This window comes from Pantoea sp. S61 (genome assembly GCF_016625145.1).
Lineage (GTDB): Bacteria > Pseudomonadota > Gammaproteobacteria > Enterobacterales > Enterobacteriaceae > Pantoea > Pantoea rwandensis_B.
This window is the reverse complement of the sequence record NZ_JACVUO010000002.1, coordinates 220,485-234,203: the sequence shown is the minus strand read 5'-3', so window position 1 is coordinate 234,203 and position 13,719 is coordinate 220,485. Positions and strand designations below refer to the sequence as shown.

General features: G+C 54.5%; 14 protein-coding genes and 2 tRNA genes. 9 read left to right on the top strand and 7 right to left on the bottom strand.

The genetic code is table 11. From position 1 onward, the window contains the following. Positions 1-232 precede the first annotated feature (232 nt). The gene (locus IAE30_RS06415; RefSeq protein WP_182057222.1) at positions 233-1,486 is read left to right on the top strand and encodes an MFS transporter; all 1,254 of its coding nucleotides are present in this window, start codon (positions 233-235) and stop codon (positions 1,484-1,486) included. On the opposite strand, the gene IAE30_RS06410 is transcribed toward IAE30_RS06415, so the two are convergent. From IAE30_RS06410 to IAE30_RS06400, 3 genes are all read right to left on the bottom strand, one after another. Continuing rightward, positions 1,483-1,947: a YbaK/EbsC family protein gene (locus IAE30_RS06410; protein WP_038649256.1), complete on the bottom strand. Its 465-nt coding sequence runs from the start codon at positions 1,945-1,947 to the stop codon at positions 1,483-1,485. The genes IAE30_RS06415 and IAE30_RS06410 overlap by 4 nt on opposite strands. A 95-nt stretch (positions 1,948-2,042) precedes the next feature. Further along, entirely contained in the window at positions 2,043-2,837 is a 795-nt protein-coding gene (fhuF, locus tag IAE30_RS06405) for a siderophore-iron reductase FhuF (RefSeq protein ID WP_038649253.1), read from the bottom strand. A 149-nt stretch (positions 2,838-2,986) separates the two neighbouring features. Further along, a complete protein-coding gene (locus IAE30_RS06400; RefSeq protein ID WP_038649250.1) occupies positions 2,987-4,081 on the bottom strand; it encodes a diguanylate cyclase in 1,095 nt (364 codons plus the stop codon). Between the two features lie 229 nt (positions 4,082-4,310). On the opposite strand from IAE30_RS06400, the gene IAE30_RS06395 reads away from it, so the two are divergent. Beyond that, positions 4,311-4,595: a DUF1435 domain-containing protein gene (locus IAE30_RS06395; RefSeq protein ID WP_034826266.1), complete on the top strand. Its 285-nt coding sequence runs from the start codon at positions 4,311-4,313 to the stop codon at positions 4,593-4,595. A 102-nt stretch (positions 4,596-4,697) separates the two neighbouring features. On the opposite strand, the gene IAE30_RS06390 is transcribed toward IAE30_RS06395, so the two are convergent. The 3 genes from IAE30_RS06390 to rsmC form a co-directional block, all read right to left on the bottom strand. Next, positions 4,698-4,784, bottom strand: a tRNA-Leu gene (locus tag IAE30_RS06390). A gap of 30 nt (positions 4,785-4,814) precedes the next feature. Next, positions 4,815-4,901 (bottom strand) — tRNA-Leu (locus IAE30_RS06385). Positions 4,902-5,042: 141 nt separating this feature from the next. After that, complete coding sequence (rsmC, locus tag IAE30_RS06380; RefSeq protein ID WP_038649247.1) at positions 5,043-6,077, bottom strand: 16S rRNA (guanine(1207)-N(2))-methyltransferase RsmC; 1,035 nt, start codon at positions 6,075-6,077, stop codon at positions 5,043-5,045. Positions 6,078-6,183: 106 nt separating this feature from the next. On the opposite strand from rsmC, the gene IAE30_RS06375 reads away from it, so the two are divergent. The 4 genes from IAE30_RS06375 to yjjJ all read left to right on the top strand — a co-directional run bounded on the left by IAE30_RS06375 (position 6,184) and on the right by yjjJ (position 9,152). After that, on the top strand, positions 6,184-6,594 hold the full coding sequence (locus tag IAE30_RS06375) for a DNA polymerase III subunit psi (RefSeq protein WP_200537396.1): 411 nt from the start codon (positions 6,184-6,186) through the stop codon (positions 6,592-6,594). Next, positions 6,566-7,006: a ribosomal protein S18-alanine N-acetyltransferase gene (gene rimI / locus IAE30_RS06370; RefSeq protein ID WP_038649241.1), complete on the top strand. Its 441-nt coding sequence runs from the start codon at positions 6,566-6,568 to the stop codon at positions 7,004-7,006. Before IAE30_RS06375 ends, rimI begins: the two co-directional genes overlap by 29 nt. An 11-nt stretch (positions 7,007-7,017) precedes the next feature. Beyond that, the gene (yjjG, locus tag IAE30_RS06365; protein WP_200537397.1) at positions 7,018-7,701 is read left to right on the top strand and encodes a pyrimidine 5'-nucleotidase; all 684 of its coding nucleotides are present in this window, start codon (positions 7,018-7,020) and stop codon (positions 7,699-7,701) included. 128 nt (positions 7,702-7,829) lie between these two features. Continuing rightward, a complete protein-coding gene (gene yjjJ / locus IAE30_RS06360; protein WP_200537398.1) occupies positions 7,830-9,152 on the top strand; it encodes a type II toxin-antitoxin system HipA family toxin YjjJ in 1,323 nt (440 codons plus the stop codon). On the opposite strand, the gene IAE30_RS06355 is transcribed toward yjjJ, so the two are convergent. Then, complete coding sequence (locus IAE30_RS06355) at positions 9,149-9,826, bottom strand: YtjB family periplasmic protein (protein ID WP_038649232.1); 678 nt, start codon at positions 9,824-9,826, stop codon at positions 9,149-9,151. The two genes, yjjJ and IAE30_RS06355, sit on opposite strands and share 4 nt — an antisense overlap. A 107-nt stretch (positions 9,827-9,933) precedes the next feature. On the opposite strand from IAE30_RS06355, the gene serB reads away from it, so the two are divergent. From serB to nadR, 3 genes are all read left to right on the top strand, one after another. Then, positions 9,934-10,911, top strand: coding sequence for a phosphoserine phosphatase (serB, locus tag IAE30_RS06350; RefSeq protein ID WP_038649229.1), 978 nt, complete (start codon positions 9,934-9,936; stop codon positions 10,909-10,911). 13 nt (positions 10,912-10,924) lie between these two features. Continuing rightward, complete coding sequence (gene radA / locus IAE30_RS06345) at positions 10,925-12,307, top strand: DNA repair protein RadA (protein ID WP_038649226.1); 1,383 nt, start codon at positions 10,925-10,927, stop codon at positions 12,305-12,307. Between the two features lie 176 nt (positions 12,308-12,483). Beyond that, positions 12,484-13,710, top strand: coding sequence for a multifunctional transcriptional regulator/nicotinamide-nucleotide adenylyltransferase/ribosylnicotinamide kinase NadR (gene nadR / locus IAE30_RS06340; protein ID WP_200678583.1), 1,227 nt, complete (start codon positions 12,484-12,486; stop codon positions 13,708-13,710). Positions 13,711-13,719 lie beyond the last annotated feature (9 nt).

Here is a 13,719-nt window from a genome sequence, read left to right as displayed (position 1 = left end):
ACACTGAGTCGCACCGGTCTTCCTGCCATGCCGCCAGGAATTTGCCCTTTCAGATTGCACTGCTGTACGGCGGTGCAATGTTTCACTCGATGACATGCTTCCTTACACCGCGAATCACTCCCTGACAATTCCCCGCCGCAGCCCTCCTTTCTGACATGCTATATACAAATAGTTAACACAATAATAACCAGCGAAATCATTCGCCGGATAACGTTCCAATAAATTCTGGTCAATGAACCGGAAGCTAATCAGACAGGATACCCCTATGTTCAACTGGACTGCGACCCAGCGAAACGTGGCGTTTGCCAGTTTCGCCAGCTGGACGCTGGATGCGTTCGACTTCTTTATCCTGGTGTTTGTACTCAGCGATCTTGCCCAGTATTTCAACACCAGCGTCTCCGATGTTTCTGTTGCCATTATGCTCACGCTGGCGGTTCGACCGATTGGCGCGCTGATTTTTGGCCGTCTGGCTGAGAAGTATGGCCGCCGCCCGATTCTGATGCTCAATATTGTGATGTTCTCACTGTTTGAGCTGCTCTCTGCATGGTCACCGAACTTCACCGCCTTCCTTGCCTTCCGCGTGATTTACGGGGTGGCGATGGGCGGTATCTGGGGCGTGGCATCGTCACTGGCAATGGAAACCATTCCGGATCGCTCGCGTGGGCTGATGTCCGGCATCTTCCAGGCGGGCTACCCTTGTGGCTACCTGCTGGCATCGATCATTTTCGGACTGTTTTTCGAGTCGGTAGGCTGGCGCGGCATGTTCCTGATTGGCGCATTGCCGATTCTGCTGCTGCCGTTTATCTATTTTAAAGTGCCGGAATCCCCGGTCTGGCTGGCCGCACGTGAACGCAAAGAGAGCACGGCGCTGCTGCCGATTATTCGTCAGCACTGGAAAATCTGCATCTATATGGTGCTACTGATGGCGTGCTTTAATTTCTTCAGTCATGGCACCCAGGATCTCTATCCTACCTTCCTGAAAGTGCAGCATCAGTTTGATCCGCACACGGTGAGCATCATCGCCATCAGCTATAACATTGCGGCGATGCTGGGTGGGATTACCTTTGGTGCGCTGTCAGAACGTATTGGCCGTAAGAAAGCGATTATCCTTGCTTCCTTCCTTGCGCTGCCGGTGTTGCCGCTGTGGGCGTTCTCCAGCGGATCATGGATGATTGGGATTGGCGCGTTCCTGATGCAGTTTATGGTGCAGGGCGCGTGGGGCGTGGTGCCGACCTATCTCACCGAACTGGTACCCGCAAATGCGCGTGCGGTGCTGCCGGGCTTCGTTTACCAATTGGGTAATCTGATTGCCTCGGTCAATGCGACCTTGCAGTCTCGCATTGCCGAGGCCCACGGCGGCAACTACGGCCTGGGGATGGCGATCGTTGCCGGTACGGTAGCGGTGCTGATTTGCGTGTTTGTCGCCTTTGGGCGAGAGACGCGGGGTATTGAAATATCCGGTGCGGTCGCGCGCGAACAGCGTTAAAGCGCCTCGCAGACGTCGATCCATTTCGCCGCAGTCAGTTCAGCCATGCGCTGCGGCGAAATGCGCACAGCACTGTGAATCGAACCTGCTGCGGGCAGCACTTCATCAAAACCGCGCAGGGTCACATCACAGTAAACGGTCAGGGGATTTTCCAGGCCAAAAGGGCAGACGCCACCCACCGGATGCCCGGTCCAGTTCACCACCTCATCCACACTCAACATGCGTGCCTTAGCGCCGAGTGCGGCTTTCAGCTTGCGGTTGTCGAGACGGGCATCACCGCGCGTCACAATCAGTACAACGGCATCTTTCACTTTTAACGACAGGGTCTTGGCGATTTGCCCCGGCATCACGCCATGGACGCGTGCGGCCAGTTCTACCGTGGCGGTGCTCTCCGGCATCTCGATGATGTCGATATCCGGTGCATGTTCGGCAAAGAAGTGCCGTACCGACTCCAGGCTCATTTTTTTCTCCGGTAAAAACAGAGCCTAAAAGCTGCCACAAGGGGGGAAAAGTGTAAACGGGATAAAAAGAGAATCTGTAACAGAATGCACGCAGGTTAAACCACTTTTAACGTGCAGTTACCACAGCGTTCCACGTCCGGAATGCGATAGCGCTGGCAGCAACTGCGACGTTCCATCTCGCCATGACGCGGGATCATGGTGCGATAAAGCGGATTGTCGCTGCCATCCAGCAGCGTCTGGGTGAAGAACAATGCCTGTTCCAGCTGAGTGATGACGGGCGCGGATAACTGGCCTTTCAGTTCACCGAGGAACCAGTAAAACGAATAACCCATGTTGTTCCAGATGAGTTTGGCGTTGATATCACCGTGCTGCGTCATGCCGTTGACAGCCGGGATCAGGCATTGCTGAATCAGGCGGTCAATGCGCTGCTGTGCACTCAGGTAACGCGCCTCTTCATCTTCCTGCACATCTATCCAGAAAGCACAGGGATGGCCGTTTTCATGAAATTCCACATGAATCAGATGGGGGGCGCACTTCAATGCCCGCGGCTCCTGCAGCAACATCAGCATCAGCGGGGCCAGCAGTAAGCCAAAATACCATTGTGCCCAAAGTGACTGCAGCGGTTTGGCTTCATGTTGCACATCAGGGTGATTGCGATAGAGATAATCGCTATAGCGTTGTGTCAGGCGGCGATAGTGAAGCGGTGTGGACCACTCGGCCAGCGTCAAGGTCCCTGCGGGAGCGGCCTGGCCGAGTTTGACGTTATCCAGCATGTAGCTGCGTTGATCACGCATCAGATCTTCCAGTGCGCTCGCTAAGCTGCGGTCGCTCTGCATAAAGATCAGAGGATGGTCGCTAAAGCGATGATCCTGACGCGTGATAATGGTCATGCCGGTCCTGAGTGATAACGGGAATCGTGAGACAAATGATAATCGTTACTGTCAATGCGAACAAGATGTCATCAAGCGAAGAAAGGGGACGGAGCCACTTATCAGCAGGCGATGCCGCTTGGTGATAAATGGCTTCGCTCATCTGCCGATTAAATCAGGTCATTACTGACTTGCGTCAGCTTCGGCAAATCTTCCCAGGCGAGTATGGTGTTACGCCCCTGATTTTTCGCGACGTATAACGCGCGGTCAGCATTTGCCACCGCCTGGTCAAACTCATCGCCAAAAATAGGTGCGATCCCCGCACTGATGGTGACGTGGGTGGAGACCTTTTCATTAAAGCGATGGGGGATTTCGAGGTCCACTACGTACTGACGAATGCGCTCCGCCAGCTTCATCGCAATCGATGCGTTAACGTTGGTCATCAGCACCAGAAACTCTTCACCGCCATAACGTGTGACGACATCGCGTGAACGCACGGCATCGCGAATGGCAACCGACACCCGCGCCAGCGCCTGATCGCCCATCGCATGACCGTAGTTGTCGTTGTAGGCTTTGAAGTGGTCAATATCCAGCAGCAGTACGTAATGGCTGCCAGCGTGGTTTTCCAGAATGGTGTCGAGGCGATTTTTCAGGCCGCGGCGGTTATACAAACCGGTGAGCGGATCCAGCATACTCAAATCGCTAAAACTCTCTTTTTCCTCATACAGCTGGCTAACCAGTCGTCGGGTAAAAGTATCAAAACGGCGGCGCATTAAATGATGCAGCGAGAAACCAATCAACGGCAGCGTAATCGTAAAAATGATCATCATTAAATGCTGACCATCATCTAATAACAATACGGTTAATACGGGGGGCGTAATGTGTAAACAAAATGCGATCAAATAATCACTGAGCGCAATGGCACTGATAAAAAATACGCTTAACAAGCTGATTATTAAAAAGCTGCCATCAAAATAAAAAACCTGATGGTATCTGTGGTTAATGTGCCATGCCCAGAGCGCACCTAATATCATGGCAACAGGATTTAATAGCGGTAATTTCCGTTTTGGCATCATCAGACAAACGGTCAGTAACGTCAGGCTGAAAGCCGCGACAATGCCTACTGGCAGCGAGCTTACCGGACTGTCTGTGCCTAAAAAAGGCATCAGGCAAAAAAGCGAAACGGCGACATTTAAAAACAAAAAGAGCATCAGCGAAAGCCGATATTTGCTGTGTTTCAACTCATCATAAGATTGTAATTTCATTATTATTACTCTTCACAGCCCTGAAATATCAAAGCGCTACCCGTGGGAAATACTCCCGCAAATCGGATAGTGAGCACGTTATTGACGTGTTATCGAAATAGTTATCGGCGGCAATTTAGCATTTTCCAGTAAATCTGTCATCCAACGCATCCCGCGATAAAAAATTCGCTGCAAGATGAGAAATATTGTCATATGATAATACGAATATTTATCATTTGAGGGTTGCGCGATGATCATGGCGATGATGGCTGCCTGCGGCTTATGGGGCGTGAGCTGGATGATGGGTAAGCGGCTGGACAGCGGTTGGGGAGTCTTGTTGCCCTGTGCTGCTTTACCGATTTTCGCGCTGTGGGAGCCGAGTTTCAGCCAGTGGCGCGTGGTGATGATTGTGGCACTGTTGCTGACGGTAGTGATGCTGTTCCATCATCGTCTGCGTCACTATCTGCTGCTGCCTTCTTGCCTGGCATTGGCCGGGGGCGCTGCGGCCGTTACGGTGAACTTCCACATTATCTGATGCCGTTTCTTCCGAACGGCAGAAACGACAAAACACGCTTAGCGCGTGATTGTTTCGTTTAATTCAACGTTGGGAATGTACTGCCAGGAAAGTAAGACAACGTGGTGCGAAGGGAGGGACTTGAACCCTCACGTCCGTAAGAACACTAACACCTGAAGCTAGCGCGTCTACCAATTCCGCCACCATCGCTCAGTGCTATGATATAAACTTTGTGATTATTGGTGCGAGGGGAGGGACTTGAACCCTCACGTCCGTAAGGACACTAACACCTGAAGCTAGCGCGTCTACCAATTCCGCCACCGTCGCGTACCCTGCAACACTCTAAAGTATTGCTAACCACGGAGGCGCATTCTAGAGATTTTACTCTTTGCGTCAATACATATTTCACGACGATGAAACGATTGCTGCAAAAAACAACATTTTCACCGTCGGGAAGCGCAAAATGGGTTATTTACGCGCTTTGGCGCCGCGTCCGTACACGGCACGGTAGACCTTAAAGCGTCCGGTCTGCGCCAGCACTTCGTGGTTACCGAAGGTCTCATCCAGAATCTGCGGATAGGGCAGGAAGGCGTTAGCCACAATACGCAGTTCACCGCCGCTGTTCAGATGCTTTAAGGCACCACGAATCAGCGTGTTGGCCGCATCGAGGCTGGTTTGCAGGCCGTCATGGAACGGTGGATTAGAGATGATCATATCGAAACGGCCAGTGACATCCGAGAAGACGTTACTGGCGAACACTTCCCCTTCCAGTTCGTTGGCGGCCAGCGTCAGTTTACTGGCTTCGATGGCAGCAGCATGCACATCACACAGCCACAAACGGATGCGTGGGGAGATTTGTGCCATCACGGTGGCGAGCACGCCGCTGCCGCAGCCGATATCCAGCACTTTGCCACGGAAGTGCGGCTCCAGCGTGGAGAGCAGCAGATCGCTACCAATATCCAGGCCATCGCGGCTGAATACACCCGGCAGCGTGTGGATGGTGAGGTGCTCGATCATGTAAGTATTGCCGTAGCTGCTGGCATCAAAGGTTGGCTGTGTATCCAGACGACCATGATAGAGACCGCAACGACGCGCACTGTCGACTTTTTCCAGTTTCGTCCAGTCTTCCAGCATGCCTTCTGCACTGCGCACGCCACTGCGGTTTTCACCGACCACAAAGATATCGCAGCCGACCGGCATCAGCGACAGCAGGTTTTGCAGCTGGAACTGCGCTTCTGGCTTGTTCTTCGTCCAGAAATAAACCAGCGTATCGCAGCCTTCAACATCGGCGGCAGTGGCCACCATGCTGTAAACCGCACGTTCACCGAGGCGACGGCTCAGGTTCTGCCAGTGATGGTACTGCTGGGTGTGCACGCGCGTTGATGCGGTTTCCAGCTGGGCGGGCAGGTCATCCTGCAGGTCGCCAGCAAACAAAACATGGCGGGCGGTAAATTCATCACTGTGGCGCAGAATGACTTCGCTGGCCGGGGTAAAAGCAGACATGGAACGCTCCTGTTAAATCAGAGCGGGGATTATAGTGCTTTGTTGGCGCATGTTCGATGGGTTTGCTAGCATAGCGTCGCATTCTGGCAGCATAACGGGTAATAGCATGAGCACAAGGCGCGACTGGCTTCTACAGCAAATGGGGATTACGCAGTATCAATTGCGGCGTCCGCGCGTGCTGCAGGGCGAAATTGCCGTGACGCTGGCCCCGGACACCCGTCTGGTGATGGTGGCTGAACATGCCCCCGCGCTGCAGGAACCCTTAATTCGCGATGTCCTGCGAGCCCTGAATATTCAGCCTTCGCAGGTGATGACGCTGACGCCGGAACAGCTGCCGATGCTGCCTGATCAGGTGGATTGTGCCGGTTGGTTGCTGGGCGTCGAGAGCGAATACACCTTTAACGGCATCACCTTTTCCACCGCCGTTTTCAACGAATTAATCAGCAGCGGTGCGGCAAAACGCGCCCTGTGGCAACAGATGTGTAACCATGACAGCAATCTCTTTAGTCATCCCTGAAGACCAGCCGCAGCTGCTGGCGATTGAGCGTCGCAGCCACGCGTTTCCGTGGAGCGAGCAGACGTTTGCCAGCAATCAGGGCGAACGTTTTGTGAATTATCGTCTGGAAGCCGAGGGTAAACTGGCAGGGTTCGCCATTACGCAAGTGGTGCTGGATGAAGCCTCGCTGTTCAACATTGCGGTCGATCCCGATTTTCAGCGCCGCGGCTATGCGCGCCAGCTGCTGCAACATTTGATTGCTGAGCTGGAAAAGCGCGATGTGATGACGCTGTGGCTTGAGGTGCGAGCCTCGAATCACCCGGCGATTGCGCTGTATGAGCAACTGGATTTCCATCAGGTCAGCGTTCGACCCAACTACTATCCCACCGCCAACGGCCGTGAAGATGCCATTATCATGGCGCTAACTCTGTAAAAAGGGACACTATGTTAAACGACTGGGACTGCATCCTGTTTGATGCGGATGACACACTTTTTCATTTTGACGCCTACGCCGGTTTACAGCGAATGTTTGCTAGCTATGACGTGCATTTTAGCGATCAAGATTACGCCGATTATCAGGCGATCAACAAACCGCTGTGGGTCGATTATCAAAACGGCACCATTTCAGCCTTGCAGCTGCAAACACGTCGTTTCACCTTGTGGGGTGAGAAACTCAGCGTCGCGCCTGAAGTGCTGAACAGCGATTTCCTCAGTGCGATGGCAGATATTTGCCTGCCTCTCGACGGCGCAGCTGAGTTGCTCAACGCGTTGAAGGGTAAAGTGAAGATCGCCATCATCACCAACGGTTTTACCGCCTTACAGCAGGCGCGTCTGGAACGTACCGGTTTCCGCGAGTTCTTTGATGAGCTGGTGATCTCTGAGCAGGTCGGCGTACCGAAGCCGGACGTGGCGATTTTCGACCACACGCTGGCGTTGCTCGGCAACCCGGATCGCAGCCGCGTGTTGATGGTCGGGGATACACCTGAGTCTGACATTCTGGGCGGGATGAATGCCGGGCTAAAAACCTGCTGGATCGATCACGGCACGCGTCCGCTGCCGGAACACATTACGCCAACCTGGCAGGTGAAGACGCTGGCTGAGCTGCAGGCGTTGCTGACACAACGTTAAAAATATCTATTCACCGTTAACGTTGTGATGATTCGAAGAAGCCCGCTGTGCGGGCTTTTTTTATGATAAAATCTATGCATAAATCTATTCACGAATCTATTCATCAGGCGCTGATAGGGTGAACGACAATGGTCGATCTGCAAAATTTGCTGCTGGCGGGACCGCTCGGTGCAGCCGATTTACTGCAACGCTCTGGCATCAGTCAGGCGACGTTGTCGCGGCAATTACGGCAACAACCCCAAATAGTGAAATGGGGCAGAGCCCGTGCGTCGCGTTATGCTTTGCTCCGTCCGATTCGCGGTGAAGACCACTTCCCGCTGTATCGCATCTCTGCACATGGCCAGGCGCAGCCCGCAGGCACTTTGTTACCGACCTGGCCGCAGGGCAGTTGCCTGCATAACGATGAGCAGGGGCGAGGCCACTTTTACGAAGGGTTGCCGTGGTTTTTACAGGATATGCGCCCGCAAGGTTTTATTGGTCGTCAGTGGGGCATAGAGAATGCCCATCCATTGGGATTAAATGACGACATTCGTCTGTGGAGTGACGATCAGTGCTTAATGGCGCTGGCAAGCGGCGGCGTCGACATGCCGGGCGCATTCATCATCGGTGAGCGCACCTATCAGCGTTGGTTAGAGCAGGAAGCACCGCGCGCCATCAGTGAAGAAGAGAAAGCGTCATCTTACCCGCAGCGAGCACTGCATGCGCTAAATGGCGATGAGCCAGGGTCATCAGCGGGCGGCGAGCAACCGAAATTTCTCTGCTATGCCACGACAGCGAATGGCGATCGTCACTGTCTGGTGAAATTCACTGTGTCGCGCCACAGCGATAATGCGCAGCGCTGGCGTGATTTGCTCCGTGCGGAACATCTGGCATTGCAGCATCTTCAAGCCGCAGGCGTGACGGCGGCGCAAAGCCAATTGATTGCAGGTAAAGAGCAGCTATTTCTTGAAGTACAGCGTTTTGATCGCATCGGTGAGCGTGGTCGACGCGAGATGAGTTCACTTGAGGCCGTCAGCGCAGAGTTTGTTGGTCATCAACAACACTGGCCTGCTGCGCTGCGTGAACTGCACCATCAGCAGCGCATTGATGATGTCACCCTACAGCGTGGCACTTTGCAATGGGCATTTGGTCGCCTGATTGGTAACAGTGATATGCACGCAGGGAATTTATCTTTCTTCACCGACCGGGAAACATTCAATCTGACACCTGCCTACGACATGCTGCCAATGGCACTGGCACCTAACTCGCAGGGGCATATGCGTGATGAACTGGCATTAAAGTTAGATATCTCATTACCGAGTGAAGTGTGGCGAACTGCTTGTGGAATGGCGAAAACATACTGGCAGGCGGTTGCGGATGACGAAATGTTTAGCGCCAATTTCCAGCGTATCGCCACGCAAGCATTGCAGCAATTGGATACGCTGGATGAGACCATCCATAAAATGGCTTAAGGGCTTTTTTCATTCTCTGAGGTGGTGGCCGCTTCTTCTTCCTCTCGTTCCTTATCCTCTTTCACCGCGCGGCTGGCGGTGAGCAGGAACGGTGATTGCTGCCAGCGGGTACGACGGTCGCGCAGCAGCGTACGAGTGAGGATGATGCCAATCGCCAGCGCCAGCAGCATCATCAAACGCAGAATGTTGGTGGTGTTATCCACCTGACGTGATTCGGTGACCAGCACATGGGTATCCAGCGTCACGCGTAAGAAGCCTTGCGGCCCCTCTTTGCCTTCCAGCGGCTGCACGATTTGGTGGTTAAAGTAGCTGCCGGCGCGTTTACCATCCAGCGCCAGGCGATCGCGCACATTAATGCTTTCACCGCTGTGTGCCACCAGACTGCCGTCGTCGGCATAGACTGAGGCATCCAGAATGCGGCTGTTATCGGTCATCTGATTAAGGATGGCTTCGATTTGCGTACGGTTGTCGTCGCTGTTGTCCATCAGCGGTTTCAGGCTAAACGCCACCTGACGCGTCAGCGTGTGCGCCAGTTCTTCCACCTGCTCAGAGCGTGCCATTTGATGGCCGAGACTGAACCAGGATGCCCCTTGCATCAGCACCACTAACAGGGCCAGCGAGATAAGAACAATCACCGTGCGATGCAGGCGAAATTTCAGTGCGGTTTTAACCATCAGAAACCCGTGTGACGTAACAGCAGAAAGGCTGGCAATTATGTTGCCAGAACCCGCGCAGACAAGGTAGCCTCTTGCGTGGTTTTGTTGTCCCTACAGGAGCTGTAATGCCAAATCGTCTTACCTGGTGCGATCTGCCCGCCGATGTTTCACTCTGGCCGGGTCTCCCCCTCTCTCTCAGCGGTGATGAAGTGATGCCGCTGGATTACCGTGCCGGTCGGACTGGCTGGTTGCTGTATGGGCGCGGACTCGATAAACAAAAACTGACCGATTATCAGCATCTGCTGGGTGCGGCGATGGTGATCGTCAGCGCCTGGAATGTCGATGAGTATCAGGTGGTTCGTCTGGCCGGTTCACTGACGCCACGTGCGACCAAACTGGCGCACGATGCGGGGTTTGATGTGGCGCCGCTTGGCAAGATCCCGCATCTGAAAACCCCAGGATTGCTGGTGATGGACATGGATTCCACCGCCATTCAGATTGAATGCATCGACGAGATTGCCAAACTGGCGGGCTGCGGCGAGCAGGTGTCAGAAGTCACCGAACGTGCGATGCGCGGTGAGCTGGACTTTAAAGCCAGCCTGCGTGAGCGCGTGGCAAAACTGGCGGGTGCTGATGCCAACATCCTTAAGCAGGTGCGCGATACGCTGCCACTGATGCCAGGCCTGACCACGCTGGTGCATAAACTGCAGGCGCTGGGCTGGCAGGTGGCGATTGCCTCCGGTGGATTCACCTACTATGCCGACCATTTGCGTCAGACACTGCATCTGGCTGCGGCCGTCGCCAACGAGCTGGAAATGCGCGATGGCAAGCTGACGGGCGAAGTGCTGGGGCAGATTGTCGATGCGCAATTTAAGGCCGATACCCTGAAAAATCTCGCCGAACGCCATGACATTGCGCCAGAACAAACTGTCGCGATTGGCGATGGCGCCAACGATCTGCCGATGATCAAGGCGGCGGGGTTGGGTATCGCTTACCACGCTAAACCCAAAGTGAATGAGCAGGCGTCGATCATTATCCGCCATGCCGATTTAATGGGTGTGTTCTGCATCCTGACCGGCAGCTTGATTCACGAAGAGCGTTAACTGAGGATTTGATTTGGCCAAAGCGGCAAAACGCGCCTTCGTTTGTAACGAGTGCGGCGCAGATTATCCACGCTGGCAGGGGCAGTGCAGCGCCTGCAACGCGTGGAACACCATCACCGAGGTGCGTATTGCCGCCTCGCCTGCGGCAGCGCGTAACGAGCGTCTGAGTGGCTATGCCGGGAGCGCGGGACCCAGCCGGGTGCAGAAGCTGTCAGAGATCAGCCTCGAAGCCGTGCCGCGTTTCTCCACCAGCTTCAAAGAGTTTGATCGCGTGCTGGGCGGCGGCGTGGTGCCAGGCAGCGCGATACTGATCGGTGGTAATCCGGGAGCCGGTAAATCGACGCTGCTGTTGCAGGTGATGTGCAAGCTGTCCGAAGGGATGAAAACCCTGTATGTCACCGGTGAAGAGTCACTGCAACAGGTCGCAATGCGCGCCCATCGTCTGGGATTACCCACTGAAAACCTGAATATGTTGTCGGAAACCAGTATCGAGCAGATCTGTCTGATCGCCGAGCAGGAACAGCCGAAACTGATGGTAATCGACTCCATCCAGGTGATGCACATGGCGGATATCCAGTCTTCGCCTGGGAGCGTAGCGCAGGTGCGTGAAACGGCCGCTTACCTGACGCGCTTCGCTAAAACACGCGGCGTAGCGATTGTGATGGTCGGCCACGTCACCAAAGATGGCTCGCTGGCCGGGCCAAAAGTGCTGGAACACTGCATCGACTGTTCAGTGATGCTGGATGGCGATGCCGATTCCCGTTTCCGCACGCTGCGCAGTCACAAAAACCGCTTCGGTGCGGTGAACGAATTGGGCGTGTTTGCCATGACCGAGCAGGGCATGCGTGAAATCAGCAACCCGTCAGCCATTTTCCTGTCACGCGGCGATGAAGTCACCTCTGGCAGTTCGGTCATGGTGGTGTGGGAAGGTTCGCGCCCGCTGCTGGTGGAGATTCAGGCGCTGGTGGATCACTCAATGATGGGCAACCCGCGTCGTGTCGCAGTTGGCCTGGAGCAAAACCGTCTGGCGATTTTGCTGGCTGTTCTGCACCGGCACGGTGGTTTACAAATGGCGGATCAGGATGTGTTCGTCAACGTGGTCGGTGGTGTGAAAGTCACCGAAACCAGTGCTGACCTCGCGCTGCTGCTGGCGATGGTATCGAGCTTGCGTGACCGCCCACTGCCGCAGGATTTAGTGATCTTCGGTGAGGTCGGGCTGGCCGGTGAAATTCGTCCGGTGCCAAGCGGTCAGGAGCGAATTTCCGAAGCCGCCAAGCACGGTTTTAAGCGCGCGATTGTGCCGGCGGGCAATGCACCGAAAAAAGCCATCGATGGCATGAAAGTGTATAGCGCCAAAAAGCTGGCGGATGCACTGGCGATACTGGACGAGCTGTAATTTCGCCGGGCGGCATACATGCCGCCCCCGCCATTCACCGTCAATGTAGCGTGCGCATTCATGCGCATCTTGATAAACGTACCGCACAGACTTTTCCCTCTCACGTAAACGGGAGAGGGCCGGGGTGAGGGCCAGCGCATACCCCATCCCATTATTTCCCATGCAGGAGGCACCAAATGTCATCGTTCGACTACCTGAAAACCGCCATACGCCAGCAGGGCCATACGCTGCAGCAGGTTGCAGATGCCAGCGGGATGACCAAAGGCTACTTGAGCCAGTTGCTGAATGCCAAGATCAAAAGCCCCAGCGCGCAAAAGCTGGAAGCACTGCACCGATTTCTTGGGCTGGAATTTCCCCGTCGTGACAAAACCGTTGGCGTGGTGTTCGGTAAGTTCTACCCGCTGCACACCGGCCACATCTATTTGATCCAGCGCGCCTGCAGCCAGGTGGATGAGCTGCACATCATTATGGGACACGACGATCCGCGCGATCGCGAGCTGTTTGAAAACAGCGCCATGTCGCAGCAGCCAACCGTTAGCGATCGTCTGCGCTGGTTGCTACAGACCTTCAAGTACCAGAAGAACATTCGCATCCACTCGTTTGATGAAGAGGGGATCGAACCTTATCCGCACGGCTGGGATGTGTGGAGCGAAGGGGTGAAGAAATTTCTCTCCGAGCAGGGTATTGAACCGGATTGCATTTACACCAGCGAAGAGCCTGATGCGGCGATGTACCAGCAGCATCTCGGTATTTCGACGGTGGTGATCGATCCCAATCGATCCTTTATGAACATCAGCGGCGGGCAGATTCGTCAGGATCCGTTCCGTTACTGGGAATACATTCCGACTGAAGTGAAGCCGTTCTTTGTGCGCACTGTGGCGATCCTCGGCGGTGAATCCAGTGGCAAATCCACGTTGGTGAACAAGCTGGCGAACATCTTTAACACCACCAGTGCCTGGGAATATGGCCGCGATTATGTCTTCTCGCACCTCGGTGGCGATGAGATGGCATTGCAGTATTCTGACTACGATAAGATTGCGCTGGGTCAGGCACAGTACATTGATTTTGCAGTGAAATACGCCAGCAAAGTGGCGTTTATTGATACCGACTTTGTCACTACGCAGGCGTTTTGCCTCAAGTATGAAGGGCGCGAGCACCCGTTTGTGCAGGCGCTGATCGATGAGTACCGTTTCGATCTGGTGATTCTGCTGGAAAACAACGTGCCGTGGGTGGCAGACGGTTTGCGCAGCCTGGGCAGTTCGATGGATCGCCGCGAGTTTCAGTCGATGCTGGTGACCATGTTGCGTGAAAACAACATTGAGTTCGTCCATGTGAAAGAGGATGACTACGATACGCGCTTCCTGCGCTGTGTTGAGCTGGTAAAGCAGATGCTGGGGGCTTAACCTTACAGC

Coding starts and splice junctions, on each gene's coding strand:
- IAE30_RS06415 (WP_182057222.1), top strand. CDS start 233: ATGAACCGGAAGCTAATCAGACAGGATACCCCTATGTTCAACTGGACT.
- IAE30_RS06410 (WP_038649256.1), bottom strand. CDS start 1,947: ATGAGCCTGGAGTCGGTACGGCACTTCTTTGCCGAACATGCACCGGAT.
- fhuF (WP_038649253.1), bottom strand. CDS start 2,837: ATGACCATTATCACGCGTCAGGATCATCGCTTTAGCGACCATCCTCTG.
- IAE30_RS06400 (WP_038649250.1), bottom strand. CDS start 4,081: ATGAAATTACAATCTTATGATGAGTTGAAACACAGCAAATATCGGCTT.
- IAE30_RS06395 (WP_034826266.1), top strand. CDS start 4,311: ATGATCATGGCGATGATGGCTGCCTGCGGCTTATGGGGCGTGAGCTGG.
- rsmC (WP_038649247.1), bottom strand. CDS start 6,077: ATGTCTGCTTTTACCCCGGCCAGCGAAGTCATTCTGCGCCACAGTGAT.
- IAE30_RS06375 (WP_200537396.1), top strand. CDS start 6,184: ATGAGCACAAGGCGCGACTGGCTTCTACAGCAAATGGGGATTACGCAG.
- rimI (WP_038649241.1), top strand. CDS start 6,566: ATGACAGCAATCTCTTTAGTCATCCCTGAAGACCAGCCGCAGCTGCTG.
- yjjG (WP_200537397.1), top strand. CDS start 7,018: ATGTTAAACGACTGGGACTGCATCCTGTTTGATGCGGATGACACACTT.
- yjjJ (WP_200537398.1), top strand. CDS start 7,830: ATGGTCGATCTGCAAAATTTGCTGCTGGCGGGACCGCTCGGTGCAGCC.
- IAE30_RS06355 (WP_038649232.1), bottom strand. CDS start 9,826: ATGGTTAAAACCGCACTGAAATTTCGCCTGCATCGCACGGTGATTGTT.
- serB (WP_038649229.1), top strand. CDS start 9,934: ATGCCAAATCGTCTTACCTGGTGCGATCTGCCCGCCGATGTTTCACTC.
- nadR (WP_200678583.1), top strand. CDS start 12,484: ATGTCATCGTTCGACTACCTGAAAACCGCCATACGCCAGCAGGGCCAT.